We start from the raw sequence: 19668 nt of genomic DNA on the forward strand, positions 1-19668 counted from the left end.
GGTGGGACGATGACAGCGCAGAACGAGACACCCGGCACGCAGGCTTCCCTCGAACAACGACTCGCCGACGCGGTGAGCAGCTCGAGCGAGCAGCGCGTCGTGGAACGCTGCCTGTCCCTCCTCTCGGGTGGCTATGAGGGCGAGGACTTCCTCCGTGTCGTCGGTGGCCACCATGCGGAGGGGATCCTCGGCGGAGCGCCGGCGCTGTACTGGCCGGAACTCTGGGGAACCCGCGCACTCCTGCACGTCTGGGACGACTCGGCGACCCCCGCCGTCGTCGCAGCCCTCGGCAACCAGGCCTGGCGCGTCCGGGAGATGGCCGAGCGCGTGTGCGCCGAACGTGGCGTCGGTGACACCGCATCCCTCGCCCCGCTGCTCAACGACGATCACGCCCGTGTGCGCGCCGGTGCCGCCCGGGCGCTCGCCGCCGTCGGCGACGACACGACCAAGCCGCTCCTCGAACGCCTCCTGCAGGATCCCGACCGCGAGGTCCGCCGCGCCGCCCAGCAATCCGCGAAGGCGCTCGCCGCCCGCCTCTGAACGCGCCGGTCCGTTCGCGACTGTCGGCCGGTCCGCCCGGGTCGGCTCGTTCGCGAGCCCCGTCAGTGGGTGCCGGCCTCCAGGAGGACGATCACGACGCCGAAGAGCGCGGTCGCCAGGCCTCCGAGGAGACACCACCACCAGCGCGACCCGCGGACGACGAAGGCAGCACAGCCGAGGACGAACAGCATCAGCGTCGACACCTGGAGCGCCAGGATCACCGCCTGCTCGTGGCTGAGCACGCCGGCGATGCCGAAGATGAGCGGAACGGTCGGCAGCACAGCGGACAGGAGCATGCCGGACGACTCCTGGAACCCGTGCCTGATGGAGGCGCCGAGCGTGATGATGCTCTCGTGTCGGTCGTCACCGTGGTGGGCGAGCGCGGCCGAGTAGGCGTGCGCGAGCCAGAAGACGATCAGCGTGAGTGCGCTCGTGAGCAGCACCTGCTCGACATCGTCGTCTTCGTAGACGCTCGACGCGCCGATGAGGCCGGCGTACACGACGGTGCCGTAGATGGCGCTCGACGAGGTGAGGCGCCGCAACGGCGAGGAGTTCGACTGCATGATGCAGAGGATAGCGGGCAGGAGCCGGTCGTGATCGGCAGCACGCGACGACCGTGACCGTGAGGGGTCGACCCGCCTCAGGCCTGCTCGCTGCGTTCGCCGCGCTCGTAGACCGAGGCCGCGGGTCCGACGATGTTCGTGTCCGGTCTCCCCACCACCTCATGGTCCTTGTTGTCGTAGTCGAAGCGGTGCAACACGTGCCGCATCGCCTCGACCCGCGCACGCTTCTTGTCATTGCTCTTCACGATGGTCCACGGGGCGTCCGGCGTGTCGGTGGCTTCGAGCATCGTCTCCTTCGCACGCGTGTAGTCGCCCCACTTGTCGAGCGAGGCGAGGTCCATCGGCGACAGCTTCCACTGCCGGACGGGGTCGACCTGCCGGATCGCGAAACGGGTGCGCTGCTCGTCGGCCGAGACGGAGAACCAGAACTTCACGAGGTCGATGCCGTCGCCCACGAGCATCTGCTCGAAGGCCGGCGCCTGCCGCATGAACTCGTCGTACTGTGCGGGTGTGCAGAATCCCATGACCCGCTCGACGCCGGCGCGGTTGTACCAGGAGCGGTCGAACAGGACGATCTCGCCTGCTGCCGGCAGATGCTGGACGTAGCGCTGGAAGTACCACTGCGTCGATTCGCGGGCGGTGGGCTTCTCGAGCGCGACGACGCGGGCGCCGCGCGGGTTCAGGTGCTCGGTGAAGCGTTTGATGGTGCCGCCCTTGCCGGCGGCGTCGCGTCCCTCGAAGACGACGACCAGGCGGCGGTCGTTCGCCTTGAACCAGTTCTGCAGCTTCAGCAGCTCGATCTGGAGCAGCCGCTTGTCGCTCTCATACTGTTCGCGCGTCATGCGCTCGGCGTACGGGTAACCCTCTCGCCAGGTGTCGACGTGCGCGCCTGCGGCATTGAGCAGGATGGGGTCGTCGTCATCGACGTCGACCACCTGGTAGCCGTCGACCCGGTCGAGTGCGGGCGGCGGGGCGTAGTGCGACACGAGCTGCTGCATGCACGCGACGCTAGCCCGCACGTGTAACCACCACCTGAACGACAGATGTGTCAAGCCCCGGGTTTGGTAGAGGCTCGGTTAGACCCGTTCCATCACGGTGATGGTGGGCAGTTGCGTGTAGAAGTTGTTCTCGGCTTCGACGGGTGGGATGTGTCCGATCTCGCCGTGGAGTCGGCGGTGGTTGTACCAGTCGATGTATTCCGCGACCGCGATCTCGAGCTCGTCGATCCCCTTCCACGGGCCGAGGTTGCGGATCAGTTCGGCCTTGAATAGAGAGTTCAGCGCCTCGGCCATCGCGTTGTCGTAGCTGTCGCCCTTGGACCCAACCGAGGCGACTGCTTCTGCCTCAGCGAGGCGGTCGGTGTAGCGCACGGCACGATATTGGACTCCGCGATCCGAGTGGTGGACAAGTTGTGACAGGTCCCGGCCGGCACGCTGCCGCGTCCAGATGCCCATCTCGAGAGCATCGAGGGCAAGCTCGGTGTGCATGGTTGTGGAGAGCTGCCAGCCCACGATCCGGCGGGAGAACACGTCCAATACGAACGCGGCATACACCCAGCCGGAGAACGTCCGAATGTAGGTGATGTCCGCAACCCAGAGGCAGTCCGGTGCCGGTGCGGTGAACCGTCGGTCAACGAGGTCCCCCGGACGATCCGTGAATGGCCCAGGGATCGTCGTGCGTGGCCCCTTGGCCCGCGAGATCCCGCGGAGACCCTCCCGACGCATGAGCCGCTCGATCGTGCACCTGGCCACCCGGTGGCCGTCGCGACGCAGCTGCGCATGGACCTTCCGGACGCCATAGACGCCATAGTTCGCTTGGTGCACGGCACGGACCTTCACCACGGTGTCCTCGTCACTGACGGACCGCTGCGAGGGCGGCCGAGACCGCGCGGCATAGTACGTCTGCGGGGCAATCGGCAGTTCCCTGCAGATCGGCTCGACCCCGAACTCTTCCTTGTGTTCATCGATGTAGGCGATCATCTGCTGTGTGGGCGGTCGAGCTCCGCCGCGAAGAAAGCCGACGCGCTCCGCAAAATCGCGTTCGCCCGCCGCAACTCCCTCACCTCACGCTCCACCTCGACCAGGCGAACCGCAGTATCAGTGGACGTCCCCGAACGCAGACCCCCATCGACCTCGGCGCGCTGGACCCAGCCACGCAACGTGTCCGACGGGACACCAAGCTGCCGGCCGATCCTGGTACACACACCACGGCGGCCCCCATCCGCATCACGCGCCTCGAACACAAGGCGCACTGCACGCTCTCTCAATTCCGCCGGGTACTTCCTCAAAGCTGGCATACTCCTCATCCTTTCAGGACGATCAGAGTCTCCATCAAACCAAGGGCAAGACAGATGACCGCACGGTGCGGCTCCGCACGTCCCTTCGACTTCCCCCCCACCACCCGATTGAAATCTCCCTAACTCAGGAAGGTTCCGGCGTGTCGGGGTTCTCCACCGATGGGGGCGCCCCGACACGCCGCCGACTTCCTGAGTTAGGGAAGAGGGGTTTGCTCCTTCGGAGCCCGGGTGAGGAGGTCCTGGCGGTCGGGGTGGGTGTCGAACCACTCTCCGACGTACCAGCACATCGGTACGATGCGACGGTCGCTGTGCCGCTCGACGTCGTCGACCGCGAACTCGACGAGCTCACCCGCGTAGCCCTTGCCTCGGAACGGCGGCGTCGTGAAGGTCCGCGGGAACGAGATCGAGTCGCCTGAGATGCGGTAGTCGACGACGCTCACCAGCTGGCCGTCGACGTGCATGGTGTAGCGCTGGGCGTCGGTCTCGTTCGCGAACTCGGTGGTCATGTGAGGTGCAACGCATCCCGGCTGATGTTCCTTCCCGGCCTTCGTTCGCCCCGAATGGTCGCAGGAACCGGCAGCGAACGGCGTTTCGGGGCGATTCGGCACCTGCCTCGCAGCGGTCACCCTGTCACAATGAGGGAATGCCCCCCTCATCCGCCGCTGCGGCCGAAGACGTGCCGCTGCTCTGGACGCCGGACGGTCCCGACCTCGTGCTCGAAGACGACAATCTCAACGTCCTGGCGCAGCTGCCGGACGAAGCGTTCACGCTTATCTACCTCGACCCGCCGTTCAACACCGGCCGTGTCCAGCGGCGTCATTCGACCACCTCGGTGCGGGCCGACGAGACGGGTTCCGGTCGCTTCGCCGGATTCAAGGGGCAGGCCTACGAGCGCATCCGCGGCGACCTCCGACGCTTCGACGACGCGTTCGACGACTACTGGGGCTTCCTGGAGCCTCGACTCGTCGAAGCCTGGCGTGTGCTCGCCGCCGACGGCACGCTCTACCTGCACCTCGACTACCGAGAGGCGCACTACGCGAAGGTGCTGCTCGATGCACTCTTCGGTCGCGAGTCCTTCTTGAACGAGATCATCTGGGCCTACGACTACGGCGCGAAGGCCCAGAGCCGCTGGCCGACGAAACACGACACGATCCTCGTCTACGTGAAGGACCCCAAGGGGTATCACTTCGACAATGCGACGGTCGACCGCGAGCCCTACATGGCGCCCGGTCTCGTCACGGCGGAGAAGGCGGCGCGCGGCAAGCTCCCGACGGACGTCTGGTGGCACACGATCGTCTCACCGACCGGCCGTGAGAAGACCGGCTACCCGACCCAGAAGCCCGAGGGGATCCTGCGTCGCATCGTCCAGGCGTCCACGCGGGAGGGCGACTGGGTGCTCGACTTCTTCGCCGGAAGCGGCACGACCGGTGCGGTGGCGCGGGCGCTCGGCCGTCGGTACGTGCTCGTGGATGAGAATCCGCAGGCGATCGCCGTCATGCGCGACCGGCTCGCGCTGCCATAGCGCCGTCCCAGGCCCCTCGGTGTGCATCGAGCCGGCTTGCGCCGGTCACCGAGCCTGTCGAGGCGTAGCCATGCTCAGACGGAGGCGCGCGGCACGAGGCGCGTGGGCATGATCGTCACACGCTCGGACGGCAGGCCGGACAGCCGACGGACGAGGACCCGGGCCATCTCAGCGCCGAGGTCGACGGGCGACTGTGCGACGGTCGTCAACGGGGGAGCCGCGGTCTCGCCGTAGAGGTCGTCGTCGTAGCCGACCACCGCGATGTCGCCGGGGATCGACAGGCCGGCCTCGCGGATGACGGTGTATGCGCCGGCGGCCATCTGATCGTTCGCAGCGAACAGGCCGTCGATCGGCACACCGCGTGCGAGGAGTCGACGCATTGCGGCCGCGCCGTCGGCGGGCGAGAAGTCGCCGACCTCGACCAGGTCGGCGGACAAGCCGGCCTCGGTGAGTTCGGCGCGCCAGCCGGCGAGGCGGTCGACGCCGCCCGGCATGTCCTGTCGGCCGGCGATCGTCGCGATGCGCGTGCGTCCGGCGTCGATGAGGCAGCGGGTGGCGGTCCTCGCGCCATCGACGTTGTCGACATCCACGTAGGTGCTGTCGACGATGTCCGCGCCCATCGGTCGACCGCCGAACACGATCGGCAGCTCCTGGCCGAGCCGCGTGTACGAGTGGTCGCCGCTGTGATGCGAGACCACGAGCGCGCCGTCGACGTTGCCGCCGAGGAGATACCGCCGGGTCTTCTCCGGGTTCGTCTCCGATGCGATGAGGAGGTTCAGCGTGTAGTCGGTCTGCGCGAGTTCGAGGGCGACGCCCTGGACGACGGCGGCGAAGAACGGGTCGGAGAACACCCGCGCCGTCGACTCGGGGACGACGAGCGCGATCACCTGGGTGCGGCGTGACGCGAGCGAGCGGGCTGCGCGGTTGGGCACGTAGTCGAGCGCTGCGATTGCGGCGTTGACGGCCGCGACCACCTCCGCAGTCACCTTGGGCGAACCGTTGACCACCCGTGAGACCGTGGCTCGTGAGACGCCGGCACGTGCTGCGACCATCTCGAGGGTGGGGGCTCCCTGGCCGGACTGCATCATGACTGGAGTGTATCGCCGCACTTCGACAAGCCCAGTGACCGGGCTGGGCGCTCGGGGCCGCTCCGGTCGCCGATCCGCCCCGTCACCGATCCGCTCCCGGTCACCGAGCCTGTCGAGGTGCCAGCCCCTTGGACGCGGCGATCCGACGGGCGTACGCGAGCCCGCTGTCCTTGATCGTGCGTTCCTGGGTCTCGTAGTCCACGCGGACGATGCCGAAACGTTTGTCGTAGCCGTACGCCCACTCGAAGTTGTCGAGCAGTGACCAGACGAAGTATCCGCGCACATCGGCGCCGTCCGCGATGGCGAGCTCGACCTGGTCGATGTGGTCCTGGATGAAGGCGTCGCGGTCGACGTCGTGGATGCGGCCGTCCTCGGCGACGACGTCGTCGTAGGCCGCACCGTTCTCCGTCACGTACAGGGGCGGCAGCGTCGGGTACTCGCGTCCGAGCCGGACCAGCAGGGCGCGGAGTCCGGCGGGGTGCACCTCCCAGTCCATCGCGGTGCGCGGCAGTCCACGGCTCGGGAATGAGATGTCGGGCGAGCCGAGCCAGGGTGAGCCGGCTTCGCGCTCGGTCGCGCCCGAGTGACCGCCGTCGGCGCCGCTCTCGTCGGGATGACCTGACACGAGGTCGTCGTGGTAGTGGTTCACACCGAGGAAGTCGATCGGTGCGGAGATGATCTGCAGGTCGCCGTCGTGCACGAGGGAGTCGAGGCCGAGGCCGGCGAGATCCTCCGAGACGTCCTCCGGGTAGGTGCCGAGGACGATGGGCTCGAGGAACAGGCGGTTCATGATGCCGTCGACGCGGCGGGCTGCGTCACGGTCGGCAGGGTCGTCTGGATCCGCGGCGATGGCGTTCGTCAGGTTGAGCGTGATGCCGATCTGTCCTGCGCCGAGCTCTCGGAGCCTCGTGGTGGCGAGTCCGTGCGCGAGGTGCTGGTGGTGGACGGCGGCAAGCGCGGCGGCCTCATCGCGGCGCCCCGGTGCGTGGACGCCGACCGCATAGCCGAGGAGGGCGGAGCAGAACGGTTCGTTGAAGGTGGTCCAGTGCTGGACGCGGTCGCCGAGGGCTTCGTAGGTCGCATCCGCGTAATCGACGAACCGGAGTGCGGTGTCGCGGTTGGCCCATCCGCCCGTCTCCTCGAGTGCCTGCGGGAGATCCCAGTGGTAGAGGGTCAGCCACGGGAGGATGCCCGCTTCCAGGAGCTCGTCGACGAGGCGGCTGTAGAAGTCGAGGCCGGCGGGGTTCGCTTCGCGGTCGCCAGGCTTGATGCGTGCCCAACTCGTGGAGAAGCGGTAGGCGTCGAGGCCGAGTTCGTTCATGATCGCGATGTCGCTCGCGGTGCGGTGGTAGTGGTCGACGGCGATCTCGGGGTCGTCGCCGTTCGCGATGGCGCCTGGCACCCGGGCGAAGGCGTCCCAGATGGAGTCCTCCTTGCCATCCTCGTGTGCGGCACCCTCGACTTGTGCGGCAGCTGTCGCCGATCCCCAAAGGAATGGCGGCAGGACGAGGCCTGGGCGAGTGGTGGGTTGGGGCGCAAACGTCATCGGAGCTCCTCGTGGCTGGCTACCGCTCATGCTACCCGTTCATGAGAGCGCTCTCACGTGACACTCCTGCTGTGGCCAGCGCGGTGCGGCCGACGGAGCGCGCCCCTGTGGCGCGAGCGCGCCCCTCCGGAGGCCCGCGCTCGCGCCACAGGGTCGGGGCCGCGGCCGGCCGGCGTCGCTCGGTCGGGCGCACCGCGCTGGCGGGCAGGAGGGCGCGCTCGGTCCAGCGCACCGCGCTGGCAGGGGTATCGGGTCAGCGGCGGCGACCGAGGAGGATGTCGATCGCGACGCCGGCGAGGGACACGAGGGAGACCCCGCCGAGCACGATGCCGGCCGTGGCGGGTTCGATCGCCCCGGCCACCTCGGGCGGCGACGCCGTGAGGAACACGAGCGCCGAGACACCCGTCACGAGCCCGGCCAACGACAGCAGCACCTGGCGCACGAGCCCCGAGAGCATTCGCCGGTCGCGCCGATCGGCGAGCACCCGGATGTTGATGCTCAGCTCGCCGTTCTCCAGCGCCGACCCGATGCGATCCACCCGACGGGGGAGGCGACGCATCCCCGGCAGCATCGCCAGCAACTCGGTCGTCAGATTCGACATCATGGCCTTCGGCGCCATCTGATCTCGGATCTGCTCCGAGGCCAACGCCCGCGACTCGGCGAGCAGGTCGAAGGACGGGACGGTCGAACGGAGGGCGCCGTCGAGGATCGCGAAACCGCGGAACGCTGCCACGAACTCAGCAGGCACGAGCAGACCGTACCGGGTGAGGACCGCGACGAGGGCATCGACCGTCGCGACGTCCACCCGAGCTCCCGGGCCCAGCTCGTAGGCGATGAACGTGCTGATGTCGCGTCGGAACGCCGGCTCGTCGTCCGGGTCGCGCAGCGCGCCGAGGGACAGGAGTCCATCACCGATGAGCTCCGTGTCCGATTGCAGGTAGGCGATGAGGAGCTCCTGCGTCGTCTCGCGGAGCCGAAGGTCGAGCCGTCCGACCGATCCGAAATCGACGAGGGCGGGACGACCATCGGGGAGCAGCATGATGTTGCCTGGGTGGAGGTCGGAGTGATAGACCCCGTCGAACACGATCTGACGGATGAAGGCATGGAGCACCGTGCGCATCGCGGGTTCCAGCTCGGCCGGCACCGGATCGCGACGGCTGTTGATGGCCGTGATCGTATCGCCCTCGAGATATTCCGTGACGAGAATATCTTGCGTGGAGAGCGCTTCGACGAGCTCAGGCAGATGCAGCTCCGAGGCGCGGGCGCTCCGCTCCTGCATTGCGCGGAGGGCGAGCAGGTTGCGGGCTTCGAGACGGAAGTCGAGCTGGCGCAGCAGGTCGTCGGCGTACTGCTCTGCGACTGCCCGCGAGCCCATCATGCGGGCCTTCGGTGAGGTTCGGTCGACGAAGCGCATGAACCGCAGGGCGATGTCGACGTCGCGGTGAACCTCTGCGACGATGCCGGGTCGGAGCACCTTGACGGCGACCGCGCGACCGCCCGGGAGGATCGCCCGATGCACCTGACCGATCGAGGCGGCAGCGACCGGTGTCTCGTGGAAGACGGTGAACACGCGCTCCAACGGCCCGTCGAAGGCGTCTTCGAGCATCGTCCGGACTTCGCCCCAGGGTGCTGGCTCGACGTCGCGCTGCAGTTTGGAGAGGGCCTCGACCCACTCGACGGGAAGGAGGTCCGATCGGGTCGAGAGGAGCTGGCCGAGCTTCACGAACGCGCCGCCCGCCTCTTCGAGTGCCCGCCGGAGTCCCTCCGCCTGCGTGGTGCGGAGCGCCGACCGCTCGGGGTCGGTCGTGAAATCGAGACGACGCCAGGGGAGCACGCCGTTGCGGCGGGCGATGCGCATCAGCTGGGTGAACCGGCGACCGTGGCTCAATACCGAGTGCGTCTGGCGGGCCCGTGTGCCGCCCCCGAGGGTGCGCTGGTCGCGTTCCCCTCCGAGTGTGGTCCGGCCGCCCGTCATACCGACCCGTCACTCATGCACTCGTCCCACCCATGCCGCCGTCCGTCCGTCGCCCTGGTGGCCGACGATCCCGCGGCGCACCCCGTCCAGCATGCCCGTTCCGTGTGGGCAGCGCGTGCAAAAACGGTGGATGCAGAGGAACGCCAGGATTCTGCCCTATGCTGATCCGAGCAAGGGGAGTACTCCCACGCGACATGCTCGTCAATACGGACCCACCGTCGGGTCCCGGGGTGTCGGCTCTCATCGAGAGTGGAGGAGACTTTGGTCCGATCATCGAATCGGTACCTCGTGTTCGCCGACCCCTTGGAGCCATCATGGCCGTAACCCCCCTCGTCTGGATCATCACCATCGGTGTGACGATCCTCTTCTTCGTCTACGAGTTCTTCGCGCACGTCCGGAAGCCGCACGAGCCGACGATCGCGGAGTCCGCGCGTTGGTCGATCTTCTACATCAGCCTCGCACTGCTGTTCGGCGTCGGTATCGGCCTCGTCTCCGGCTGGACATACGGCGGTGAGTACTTCGCCGGCTATCTCACGGAGAAGGCGTTGTCGATCGACAACCTGTTCGTCTTCCTCATCGTGATGACGGGCTTCGCCGTTCCGAAGGCATACCAGCAGAAGGTGCTGATGATCGGCATCGTCATCGCGCTCATCATGCGTGGTGCGTTCATCGCCGCCGGTGCCGCCCTCATCGAGAACTACTCGTGGATCTTCTACCTGATGGGCGCGCTCCTGCTGTTCCTCGCGTACCGACAGGCGTTCAGCAACCACGAGAGCGACCCCGCGAACGGGAAGGTCGTGAAGTTCGCGCGGCGCATCCTTCCGATCACCGACGACTACCACGGCGACCGCATCTCGGTGAAGATCGACGGCAAGCGCTGGTTCACGCCGATGCTGCTCACGATCGTCGCCATCGGGTTCATCGACCTCGTGTTCGCGGTCGACTCGATCCCCGCGATCTTCGGTCTCACCGAACAGGCGTACATCGTGTTCACGGCGAACGCGTTCGCGCTCATGGGCCTGCGCCAGCTGTTCTTCCTGATCGGCGGGCTGCTCGAGCGTCTGGTGTACCTGGCGCAGGGCCTCGCGGTCATCCTCGCGTTCATCGGCGTGAAGCTCGTGTTCCACGCGCTGCACGTCAACGAGCTGCCGTTCATCAACGGTGGCCAGCACATCGATTGGATCCCCGAGATCCCGATCTGGTTCTCGCTGCTCTTCATCGGTGCGACCATCGCGGTGGCGACGATCGCGAGCCTCGCGAAGACGCGCGGCGACGAGGCCAAGGCCCGACGTGACGAGATCAACGGCGAGCAGACCCCGATCTCGAAGCCGTAGCGCCTCCACCCTCGGGTGCCAGCGCGGTGCGACCGACCGAGCGCGGGTCTCCCGGTGCCGGCGCGGTGCGCTGGACCCGGCGCGGGTCTGTAGCCGACGGCGCCCCCGATTGGCGCGAGCGCGGGTCTCCGGAGACCCGCGCTCGCGCCAATCGGGGGCGCCCGGTCGAGCGCACCGCGCTGGCCCAGGCACCAGGTGTCAGGTGTGTGGGCTCGCGCAGCTCAGGGGCGTTGAGGCGGGATGACGCGGTTGGACGCCGTGTCCGGGGACACCTGCGAGCCGGCCATCTCGGCGGCACGCTGCGCGGCGATCGACAGTTCGTCCGCCGCGTCCTCCTCGGCCTGGGCGTCGGAGCGCTCCTGCAGAGCCGACTTCGCCCGCAACGGCGGCGCCTTGAGGAACCAGCTGAGCGCGAAGGCCACGGCGACGACCGCGAAGCTCACCCAGAAGACGGTCACCGTCGCGTCGGCGAAGCCCGTGAGGAACGGCGCCGCGAGATCGTGGTTCGCACCGACGAGGAACGAGGTGTCGCCGTCGAGCGCGCCACCCGCGGAACCGCCTGACTGCACCTTCGAGAGGACGTCGAGGATTCCCTTGTTGGCGGGATCGGCGAGGACGGCTGGATCCTGGGCCGCCGCCTGTGCGTTGGCGAGCAGCGTCGGGTTCGTGAAAGCCGCGCCGATCGTGTCGGGAAGACGCGAGTAGAGCACCGAGAAGATGACGGCCGTGCCCAGCGTTCCACCGATCTGACGGAAGAACGTCGAAGAGCTCGTGGCCACACCGATGTCGCGCGCCTCGACCGCGTTCTGGCTCGCGATCGTGAGCGTCTGCATCAGCTGGCCGAGTCCGAGGCCGACGAGCAGCATGCCGCCCATCATCCACCACACGGGTTTGTCGGCGGTGGCGAAACTGAAGTAGAAGAATCCGCTCAGTAGCAGGAAGGTGCCGACGATCGGGAACGCCTTGTACTTGCCGGTGCGCGCGATGATCTGGCCGCTCGCGATCGACGAGATCATGAGGCCGAGGATCATCGGGAGCATCAGCAGGCCGGACTCGGTCGGTGTCGCACCCTCGACGAGCTGCAGGAACAACGGCACCGTCATCATGGCGCCGAACATTCCGAAACCGACGAGCACGCCGAGGATGGTGGCGACCCGGAAGGTGGAGTTCTTGAACAGCTTGAGCGGGATGAGTGCGTCGTCGCCCATGGCGCGCTCGACGAGGATGAAGCCGACGATGCCGGCGACACCGATCACGTAGCAGGCGATGGAACCGGCGGATGCCCAGCCCCAGATACGACCCTGCTCGGCGACGAGCAGCAATGGTACGACGGCGAGCACCACGGTCGCGGCGCCCCACCAGTCGATGCGGACGCTGTGACGCGTGTGCGGGATGTGCAGGAAACGCAGCACGATCGCGAGCGCGATGACACCGATCGGCAGGTTGATGAGGAACACCCAGCGCCATCCGGTGATGAACAGGAGCTCCGGAGCGCCGGCGAACAGACCGCCGATCAGCGGGCCGATGACGCTCGAGACGCCGAAGACCGCGAGGAAGTACCCCTGGTACTTTGCGCGCTCGCGGGGTGCGAGCATGTCGCCCATGATCGTGAGCGGGAGCGCCATGAGACCACCGGCGCCGAGGCCCTGGATCGCGCGGAAGATCGCCAGCTCGTACATCGAGCCGGACATGCCTGCCAGAAGCGAACCGATGAGGAAGATCGTGATCGCGATGATGAAGAGCGGGCGTCGGCCGAAGATGTCGGACAGTTTGCCGTAGATGGGCGTGGAGACCGTCGAGGTGATCAGGTAGGCGGTGGTGACCCACGCCTGGAGTGACATGCCGTCGAGGTCGTCGGCGATGGTGCGCATCGACGTGCCCACGATCGTCTGGTCGAGGGCCGACAGGAACATGCCTGCCATGAGGCCGAAGATGATGAAGAGGATCTGCCGGTGGCTGAGGATGGGCGCGGGTCCCTCGGGTTTCGCCGAGGAGGGGGTGCTGGATGACATACGGTCTCGTTCGACTCGGGGTGCGCCGGTGACATGGCGCGGCAGCGATGGGGATTTTGCGTAGTGTGCAAACTTACACCCGACGCAAGATCACCGGCAACCACGCGCGACCCGGACCGCAGAAGTTCACCGAGTGTTGGACAACGTCGGTGAACGCGGGAATGGTCCTCAACCCGCGTCGAGCTGCGCGTCCAGAGCCGACAGGTAGTCGAGCGTGTCGGCGAGCGCGACGTGCGCGTCCTCGAGGTCGAGGTGGAACTGGTACTCGTGCGGCAGCGACGGCTCGTGGTTCGCCGACCAGAACAGCTTCGTCACGGGGACGTCGGCGGCCTCCAACGCCTGGCTCATCGGGATGGACTGCAACCAGGTGAGCGCGTCTCCGTTGCCGCCGCTGATGAAGGTCGGCGGGAAGTCCGCGGTGACGAAGTCGATCGTCGACATCGTCGCGCCGGTCGAGGTCGACGACCAGTCCTTCGTCCCGGCGTAGGCCCAGAGCGCGATCTTCAGTCCCCACGCCTCGATACCGTTCAGCTCGGCCATCGCGGGGAGGTCGTAGACGCCGCAGTTGAGGATCGCTCCGACGAGCTGGTCGGCGTCGATGCCCGGCGTGATGCCCAGGAGATGGGCGTAGTCGGGGTTCGTCGTGAGCACCGCCATCTGGCTCGCGAGCTGGGCGCCGGCGGAGTCGCCGGCGAGGACCAGCCGGTCCGCATCGCCGTTCCACTCCGACGCGTGTTCGGAGATGTAGGCGAGGGCGTCGTTCAGTTGGTTCACCGCGGTCGGATAGACGGCTTCCGGAGCGATCGAGTAGGCGACGGCGATCGTGGTGTACCCCTCGGCCGCGAGGATGCGCAGATAGGGCTCGACGTTCTCCTTCTCGCCGGAGATCCACGCGCCGCCGTGGATCCACACGATCGTCGTGAGCGGGGTCGTGCCGTCGGCCGGAGTGAAGACGTCGAGGGTCGTGTCCGACTGTGGCCGCCCGTCCGCGGGCGGTGCGTACGCGATGTCCCGGAACTCGGTGAGCTTCGTGTCCGTGACGTAGGGCTCCATCTCGGCGACTGTCGCGGCGCCGCCCTTCTCGAACACGGAGCGGATGAGCATCGCAGACGGCCACGGCGTGAGGGCGCCGATGATCGCGACGATGAGACCGATGGCGAGGAGGATCCCGGCGACGATCACGAACCGCCTGACCCGAGGCCGACGGTGACGATTCCCCGCGTGGTCCGCTGTCGGTGCTGTCGTCATGAGTCGGGCCCCTCGTCCGGTGTGCATGCCTGCCGTCAGTGTGGCAGAAGTGGACCGGCCGTGTCGCGGTTAGGCTCTTCGTGTGACCGAAGCCCACCAGCCCTCCCATCGCCGCCCGGTGTCGCCGCGCGTGCGACGGAACCGCACCATCGCGCTCAGCGTCCTCGCCGGTGCGCTCGCGATCCTGCTCGTGGTGCTCGTCGTGAACATCTCGCGAGGTGCAACCCCGACGCCGGTCGCCGCGACGAAGACGCCGACCGATTCGGTCACCCCGACGAAGACGCCGACCCCGACGCCGACCCCCACCGAGACGACGCCACCCGCGCCCCCGGCGCCTCCCGTGTTCGACAAGGCCGCTTTCTCGATCGACGATCCGCTGAGCCCCTGGGTGGTCGTCAACAAGACGCGGCCGCTGAACCCCGTCGACTACACGCCGCCGGATCTCGTCTCTGTGCCCGTCGCGCACACCTGGGATCCGCTGCTCCGTGCGGAGGCCGCCGCCGCGATCGCGCAGATGTTCGACACCGCGTCCGCGGAAGCCGGGCTCTCACTCGCCTCGAACAGCGCCTACCGCAGCTATTCGAGCCAGGTCTCGGTGTACGACAGCGAGCCCGACGACGCGACGACCGCGCGTCCCGGTTACAGCGAGCACCAGACCGGCTGGACGATGGACATCGGCGCGGAGAGCGGCAACTGTTCGCTCGACACCTGCTTCGGCGACACCACGGAGGGCCAGTGGCTCGCCGCCAACGCGTACCGCTTCGGCTTCCTGCTCCGATACCCGGCCGACAAGGTCGAGGTCACCGGCTTCTCCTTCGAGCCGTGGCACTACCGCTACATCGGCGTGCCGCTTGCGACCGAGATGCACAACACGGGCGTCACGACGCTCGAGGAGTTCTTCGGACTTCCCGCAGCGCCCGGGTATCTGAGCTAGGCGGCGTGACGAGGGGACGCTACGCGCCGAGGGCGGCGTCGACGATCTGCTTCGCCTCGGACTGCACGAGCTTCAAGTGCTCTGCCCCCTTGAACGACTCGGCGTAGATCTTGTAGACGTCCTCGGTGCCGGACGGGCGCGCCGCGAACCACGCGTGCTCCGTGACGACCTTGACGCCGCCGATGGCCGCATCGTTGCCAGGGGCATGGCTGAGCTTCGCGATGATCGGGTCGCCGGCGAGTTCGGTCGCGGTGATCGCGTCGCCATCGAGCTTGCCGAGGCGGGCCTTCTGCTCCTTCGACGCAGCAGCGTCGACGCGCTCGTACACCGGATCGCCGAAGCGCTCGGTGAGTTCGCGGTAGAGCACCGAGGGCGTCTTCCCGGTGACGGCGAGGATCTCGGCCGCGAGCAGGCAGAGGAGGATGCCGTCCTTGTCGGTCGTCCAGACGGTGCCGTCGAAGCGGAGGAAGCTCGCGCCGGCGCTCTCTTCTCCGCCGAATCCGACGGAGCCGTCCACGAGACCGGGGACGAACCACTTGAAGCCGACCGGGACCTCCCAGAGGCGACGTCCGAGCGACTCCGCGACGCGGTCGATGACCGTGGACGACACCAGCGTCTTGCCGATCGCGGCGTCCTCGCGCCAGCCCGGACGGTTCGCGTACAGGTAGTCGATGGCGACGGCGAGGTAGTGGTTCGGGTTCATGAGGCCGGCGTCCGGTGTGACGATGCCGTGGCGGTCGGCGTCGGCGTCGTTCCCGGTGAGGAGGTCGAACTCGGAGCGACGCGCCACGAGCGCTGCCATGGCCGACGGTGACGACGGGTCCATGCGGATCTTGCCGTCCCAGTCGAGCGTCATGAAGCCCCACGCGGGGTCGACGTGCGGGTTCACGACGGTGAGGTCGATCTCGTAGCGGTCGGCGATGGCTTGCCAGTAGTGGACACTCGCACCACCCAGCGGGTCGGCGCCGATGCGGATCCCGCTGCGCTTGATCGCGTCCAGGTTGATGATGTGCTTGAGGTCCTCGACGTAGTTGCCGCGGAAGTCGTACGTCTCGACAGCGGAGGGCTCTGCCATCTTGACGTCGTTGAGACCGCCCTCGATGAGCTCGTTGGCGCGGTTCGCGATCCACGACGTGGCATCGGAGTCGGCGGGGCCACCGTGCGGCGGGTTGTACTTGAAGCCGCCGTCGGCAGGCGGGTTGTGGCTCGGGGTGACGACGATGCCGTCGGCCTGGTCGCCGTTGCCCTCGGCGTTGTACTTCAGGATGGCGTGGCTGAGGGCCGGCGTCGGGACGAAGTCGTCGAACTCGTCGACGAGGACGCGGACACCGTTCGCAACGAGCGCCTCGAGGGCGGTGGTCTGCGCCGGGCCGCTGAGCGCGTGGGTGTCGGAACCGATGAACAGCGGCCCGGTGATGCCCTGGCCGGCGCGATACTCGACGATCGCCTGCGTCGTGGCGGCGATGTGGTCCTGGTTGAAGGCGGTGTTCAGGGAGGAACCTCGGTGACCGGATGTGCCGAACACCACCCGCTGCTCGGGGACCGAGACGTCCGGCTTCAGCGTGTAGTACGCGTCGATGAGCGACGGGACGTCGATCAGATCTGCTTCGGTGGCGGGGGTACCTGCGCGATCGTTCATCGTCCCAGTCTGGCAGCAACCGCCGATGTCAGGAAGGAGCTTGACCCGCACCGATCGGCGATTCCACCGGTGCCGGGATCCGGCGGGCGTCGATGTCGAGGGTGGTGAAGACGCTAGCGGGAGGCGAGCAGCGCCACGGCCGTCGCAGAGGGGGAGGAGGCTGTGGTGGTGGAGACGCCCGAGGCGTTCGGCTTGGTGGACGTCGGCGAGGTCACGTCGGGCAGGGCGTAGGCCTTGCCCGTCACGATGCGCTGGATCGCGTACAGGCTCTCGGTGGCCGGACCGAGGTACTTGCCCTTGTCGTCGGCGTTGCTCGCTCCGACGGCGTTGTGACCGCCGACCGCGCCGAGGTGGTCGCCATCGCTCAGCGTGAGGCCGTCGGAGCCGAAGACGGTTGCGCCCCACGAGCTGACGGTCGGGCTCGCGCGCCCGGAGAGCACCTGGCCGATGCCCGCGAGCATGTCGGCGCCCGCCTGCGATGCGAAGACCCGGCTCGCGGGGACATGGAGGTCGCCGATCGAGACCGTCGTCGGGATACCGGCCGAACCCAGCATCACGAAGTTGTCGACGTGGTAGTCGCCCGAAGCGAGTGCGAGCGAGGCGGTAGCGGTGCCGTAGGAGTGGGCGACGACGCTGAGCTGCGATGCGAGCCCGTGCGCTTCGCGGAACGCGTCGTAGCCGGCGAGCACGGCGGCGAGCAGTGGAGCGCCCTCGATCGCGCGGTCGTTCGACGGCACTTCGAGGGCGCTTGGACTGTGCGCACCGATCCAGAGGATCACGGCGCTGTCCGGGGACGCGGTCTGGATGCGTTTCGCGCCGCGCAGGTAGTCGTCGAGCTCGAGGGCGCTGCTGTTCATGCCGGGTACGAGCACCGTGACGTATGTCGCGACGTCGACGTCGCCGACCGCGACGGCCACGCGCGGCGGACCGGAACCGGCCGCTTGCAAGGTTACGAGGTACTCGGGCTGGAGCCGTGCGGCGATGGCCTGCGGGGAGTAGCGGGCCACGAGGAGCTTGATCGCGTCCAGGCGGGAGACCGTCGTCGCGAGCGCAGCCGAACCGGATTCGCTGTCGACCTGGTCGGCGCCCGTGGTCATCGACCGGTAACTCGCCTCGGTCTCCGTGAGCAGCCCCGCGAGCCGTGACACGTTCGCGGTGGCGCGGTCGGTGTACGCGACGCCTTCGAGGTTGCCGATGACCTGCGGGTAACCGGTGACGAGCAGCCCGCGGTAGCCTTCGGCGAGTCCGGTCCAGAGCGTCGCGACCTGGGTGGAGGACATCGCGGTGAGCGCCGTCGCGGCGGCGGCGAGGTTGCCGGCGTACTCGGTCGTGAACTGGGCTGCCGTGAGCGTCGGGACGGTGGACGCCGCGGGTGCGTATGCCGCGGCGCTGGAGGCCGTCGTCGCCGCACTCGGCACCTGCACGACGGTCACCACACCGGCCAGGATCGCGGTGATCGTGACGGCCATGACGACGGACTTCAGGAGGGTCACGCGCGCAGCGGACAGCGGTCGCTTCGTCCACGCCGGAGCCGTCCAGGACGGGAGGCTCCAGGACGAGCCGATGGTGAACGACGCCTCGCCGGTACCAGCGAGGTTCATGCGCGACGCGGACCGCGGGGCGGCGTCTGTGAAGACACTCGTCACGTCGCTCCTGTTCCTGTCGCAGCTCGTCGGTGGAGCTTCGCGCGACACGGGATCACGCTTCGGGTTCGGGTTCCAAGGACGCTTCTCGCCCGTGTCCCCCGAACGAGCGGCAGCGCCCAATACACCCTTGTATCCATTGTGCCGGGTATTGGCGTGTTTTGAATAGCTCACAACGGGGGGTATCCGGCCCAAAAACACCCGTTTTTCCTGTGGATCGGCCGAATGTGACCTGCATGGGAGCCAAACGGCGACCGAGGGGCGTGTCGCGATGTACACGGTACGCTCGGAGGCATGCCAGCGACACCATCGACCGACGCCCTCCGGAGCTACAGTTTCCTGGGTCCGAGCGGGACATTCACCGAGATCGCACTCGGTCAGGTCGAGGAGGCGAAGGGCCAGATCTGGAAGGCCGTCAGCAACGTCGGCGAGGCTCTGAACGACGTCCTCGACGGGCGAAGCACCGCGGCCGTGATCGCCATCGAGAACTCGGTCGACGGCGGCGTGTCGGTGGCGCAGGATGCACTGGCCACGATGCCGGGCCTGCGCATCGTGGGCGAGGTGCTCGTGCCGGTGAACTTCTTCCTCGTCGCCCGCCCGGGCACCCGCATGGAGGACGTCCAGGTCATCAACGCACACCCCGTGGCGTACGGCCAGTGCCACCTCTGGCTCGATGCGAAGCTGCCCTCGCACGGGCACATCCCCGCGTCCAGCAATGTGGCCGCCGCAGCGACACTGCTCGATGGCACGTCGTCCGCTGATGCGGCCGTGGCGCCGCCAGGAATCGTCAACCACTACGAGCTGGACGTGCTCGCGGAGAACATCGGCGACAACCCGAACGCCGTCACCCGCTTCGTCGTCGTCAGCCGTTCGCGCGAGATCCCCGCTCGCACGGGAGCCGACAAGACGAGCCTCATCGTCGAACTCCCGAACGACGAGTCGGGTTCACTGCTCGACATGCTCGAGCAGTTCTCGACCCGCGGCGTGAACCTGAGCCTCATCGAGTCGCGGCCCATCGGAGACGCCCTCGGGCGCTACCGGTTCGTCATCGACGCCCTCGGGCACATCGAGGACGAGCGCATGGCGGACGCCCTGCTCGGCCTGCGTCGCTTCAGCCCGAACGTGATCTTCCTCGGCTCGTACCCGAGTGCCGATCGCACCGCCGTCGACTACCACTCGCGCTACAACGACGAGGTCTTCACCGAGGCTCGTGACTGGTTGCGAGGCCTGCTCTCCGCGGAGCCACAGGAGGACTGAACCGACCGCTCGCAGACCTCCGCTGCGCTGCCTGCGCACAACTCCTGCTGGCACTTCGCCCCCCGGAGGCA

The 19668-nt window shown here is 67.9% G+C and carries 16 protein-coding genes and 1 other annotated feature; of the genes, 5 read left to right on the plus strand and 11 right to left on the minus strand.

Going from position 1 to position 19668, the window contains the following annotated elements:
• Positions 1-9 precede the first annotated feature (9 nt).
• Positions 10-540 (plus strand): HEAT repeat domain-containing protein, encoded by a 531-nt coding sequence (locus tag ABMA10_RS02075; RefSeq protein ID WP_347870126.1) that lies wholly within the window; start codon positions 10-12, stop codon positions 538-540.
• Between the two features lie 62 nt (positions 541-602).
• Here the strand turns inward: ABMA10_RS02075 and ABMA10_RS02080 are convergent, their stop codons facing one another.
• The 4 genes from ABMA10_RS02080 to ABMA10_RS02095 form a co-directional block, all read right to left on the minus strand.
• Positions 603-1103, minus strand: coding sequence for a hypothetical protein (locus ABMA10_RS02080; protein ID WP_347870127.1), 501 nt, complete (start codon positions 1101-1103; stop codon positions 603-605).
• Positions 1104-1180: 77 nt separating this feature from the next.
• Complete coding sequence (gene ppk2 / locus ABMA10_RS02085) at positions 1181-2101, minus strand: polyphosphate kinase 2 (protein ID WP_347870128.1); 921 nt, start codon at positions 2099-2101, stop codon at positions 1181-1183.
• A gap of 78 nt (positions 2102-2179) precedes the next feature.
• Positions 2180-3399, minus strand: a protein-coding gene (locus tag ABMA10_RS02090; RefSeq protein WP_431030710.1) for an IS3 family transposase whose coding sequence is annotated in 2 segments (ribosomal slippage) — positions 2180-3120 and positions 3120-3399 — 1221 coding nt in all. Because the reading frame shifts where the segments join, the coding sequence is not laid out codon by codon here.
• Positions 3008-3121 (minus strand) — a sequence feature (AL1L pseudoknot). (Overlaps the previous gene by 114 nt.)
• A gap of 194 nt (positions 3400-3593) precedes the next feature.
• Positions 3594-3905 (minus strand): GNAT family N-acetyltransferase, encoded by a 312-nt coding sequence (locus ABMA10_RS02095; RefSeq protein WP_347870129.1) that lies wholly within the window; start codon positions 3903-3905, stop codon positions 3594-3596.
• 137 nt (positions 3906-4042) lie between these two features.
• Between ABMA10_RS02095 and ABMA10_RS02100 the strand changes: the two genes are divergently transcribed.
• Positions 4043-4921, plus strand: coding sequence for a DNA-methyltransferase (locus ABMA10_RS02100; RefSeq protein ID WP_347870130.1), 879 nt, complete (start codon positions 4043-4045; stop codon positions 4919-4921).
• Positions 4922-4995: 74 nt separating this feature from the next.
• Here the strand turns inward: ABMA10_RS02100 and ABMA10_RS02105 are convergent, their stop codons facing one another.
• The 3 genes from ABMA10_RS02105 to ABMA10_RS02115 all read right to left on the minus strand — a co-directional run bounded on the left by ABMA10_RS02105 (position 4996) and on the right by ABMA10_RS02115 (position 9413).
• Positions 4996-6009, minus strand: a complete 1014-nt coding sequence (locus ABMA10_RS02105) for a LacI family DNA-binding transcriptional regulator (protein WP_347870131.1) — start codon at positions 6007-6009, stop codon at positions 4996-4998.
• Positions 6010-6109: 100 nt separating this feature from the next.
• Positions 6110-7555, minus strand: coding sequence for a GH1 family beta-glucosidase (locus ABMA10_RS02110; RefSeq protein WP_347870132.1), 1446 nt, complete (start codon positions 7553-7555; stop codon positions 6110-6112).
• Positions 7556-7808: 253 nt separating this feature from the next.
• Positions 7809-9413 carry an ABC1 kinase family protein gene (locus ABMA10_RS02115; protein WP_431031131.1) on the minus strand — a complete coding sequence of 535 codons (1605 nt, stop codon included), beginning with the start codon at positions 9411-9413 and terminating at the stop codon, positions 7809-7811.
• A gap of 431 nt (positions 9414-9844) precedes the next feature.
• Between ABMA10_RS02115 and ABMA10_RS02120 the strand changes: the two genes are divergently transcribed.
• Positions 9845-10864, plus strand: coding sequence for a TerC family protein (locus tag ABMA10_RS02120; protein ID WP_347870134.1), 1020 nt, complete (start codon positions 9845-9847; stop codon positions 10862-10864).
• A gap of 221 nt (positions 10865-11085) precedes the next feature.
• Here the strand turns inward: ABMA10_RS02120 and ABMA10_RS02125 are convergent, their stop codons facing one another.
• Together ABMA10_RS02125 and ABMA10_RS02130 are read right to left on the minus strand one after the other, a co-directional pair.
• Positions 11086-12876: an MDR family MFS transporter gene (locus tag ABMA10_RS02125; RefSeq protein WP_347870135.1), complete on the minus strand. Its 1791-nt coding sequence runs from the start codon at positions 12874-12876 to the stop codon at positions 11086-11088.
• Positions 12877-13044: 168 nt separating this feature from the next.
• Positions 13045-14124 (minus strand): alpha/beta hydrolase, encoded by a 1080-nt coding sequence (locus ABMA10_RS02130; protein ID WP_347870136.1) that lies wholly within the window; start codon positions 14122-14124, stop codon positions 13045-13047.
• 82 nt (positions 14125-14206) lie between these two features.
• On the opposite strand from ABMA10_RS02130, the gene ABMA10_RS02135 reads away from it, so the two are divergent.
• Positions 14207-15058 carry a M15 family metallopeptidase gene (locus ABMA10_RS02135; RefSeq protein WP_347870137.1) on the plus strand — a complete coding sequence of 284 codons (852 nt, stop codon included), beginning with the start codon at positions 14207-14209 and terminating at the stop codon, positions 15056-15058.
• Positions 15059-15077: 19 nt separating this feature from the next.
• Here the strand turns inward: ABMA10_RS02135 and pgm are convergent, their stop codons facing one another.
• Both pgm and ABMA10_RS02145 read right to left on the minus strand, forming a co-directional pair.
• Positions 15078-16697 (minus strand): phosphoglucomutase (alpha-D-glucose-1,6-bisphosphate-dependent), encoded by a 1620-nt coding sequence (gene pgm, locus ABMA10_RS02140; protein WP_347870138.1) that lies wholly within the window; start codon positions 16695-16697, stop codon positions 15078-15080.
• Positions 16698-16810: 113 nt separating this feature from the next.
• Positions 16811-18343: an alpha/beta hydrolase gene (locus ABMA10_RS02145; RefSeq protein ID WP_347870139.1), complete on the minus strand. Its 1533-nt coding sequence runs from the start codon at positions 18341-18343 to the stop codon at positions 16811-16813.
• Between the two features lie 291 nt (positions 18344-18634).
• Between ABMA10_RS02145 and pheA the strand changes: the two genes are divergently transcribed.
• Positions 18635-19597 (plus strand): prephenate dehydratase, encoded by a 963-nt coding sequence (gene pheA, locus ABMA10_RS02150; protein WP_347870140.1) that lies wholly within the window; start codon positions 18635-18637, stop codon positions 19595-19597.
• The last annotated feature ends 71 nt before the right edge of the window (positions 19598-19668 follow it).

Origin of the sequence: Plantibacter sp. RU18 (assembly GCF_050613355.1) — a bacterium.
GTDB lineage: Bacteria > Actinomycetota > Actinomycetes > Actinomycetales > Microbacteriaceae > Plantibacter.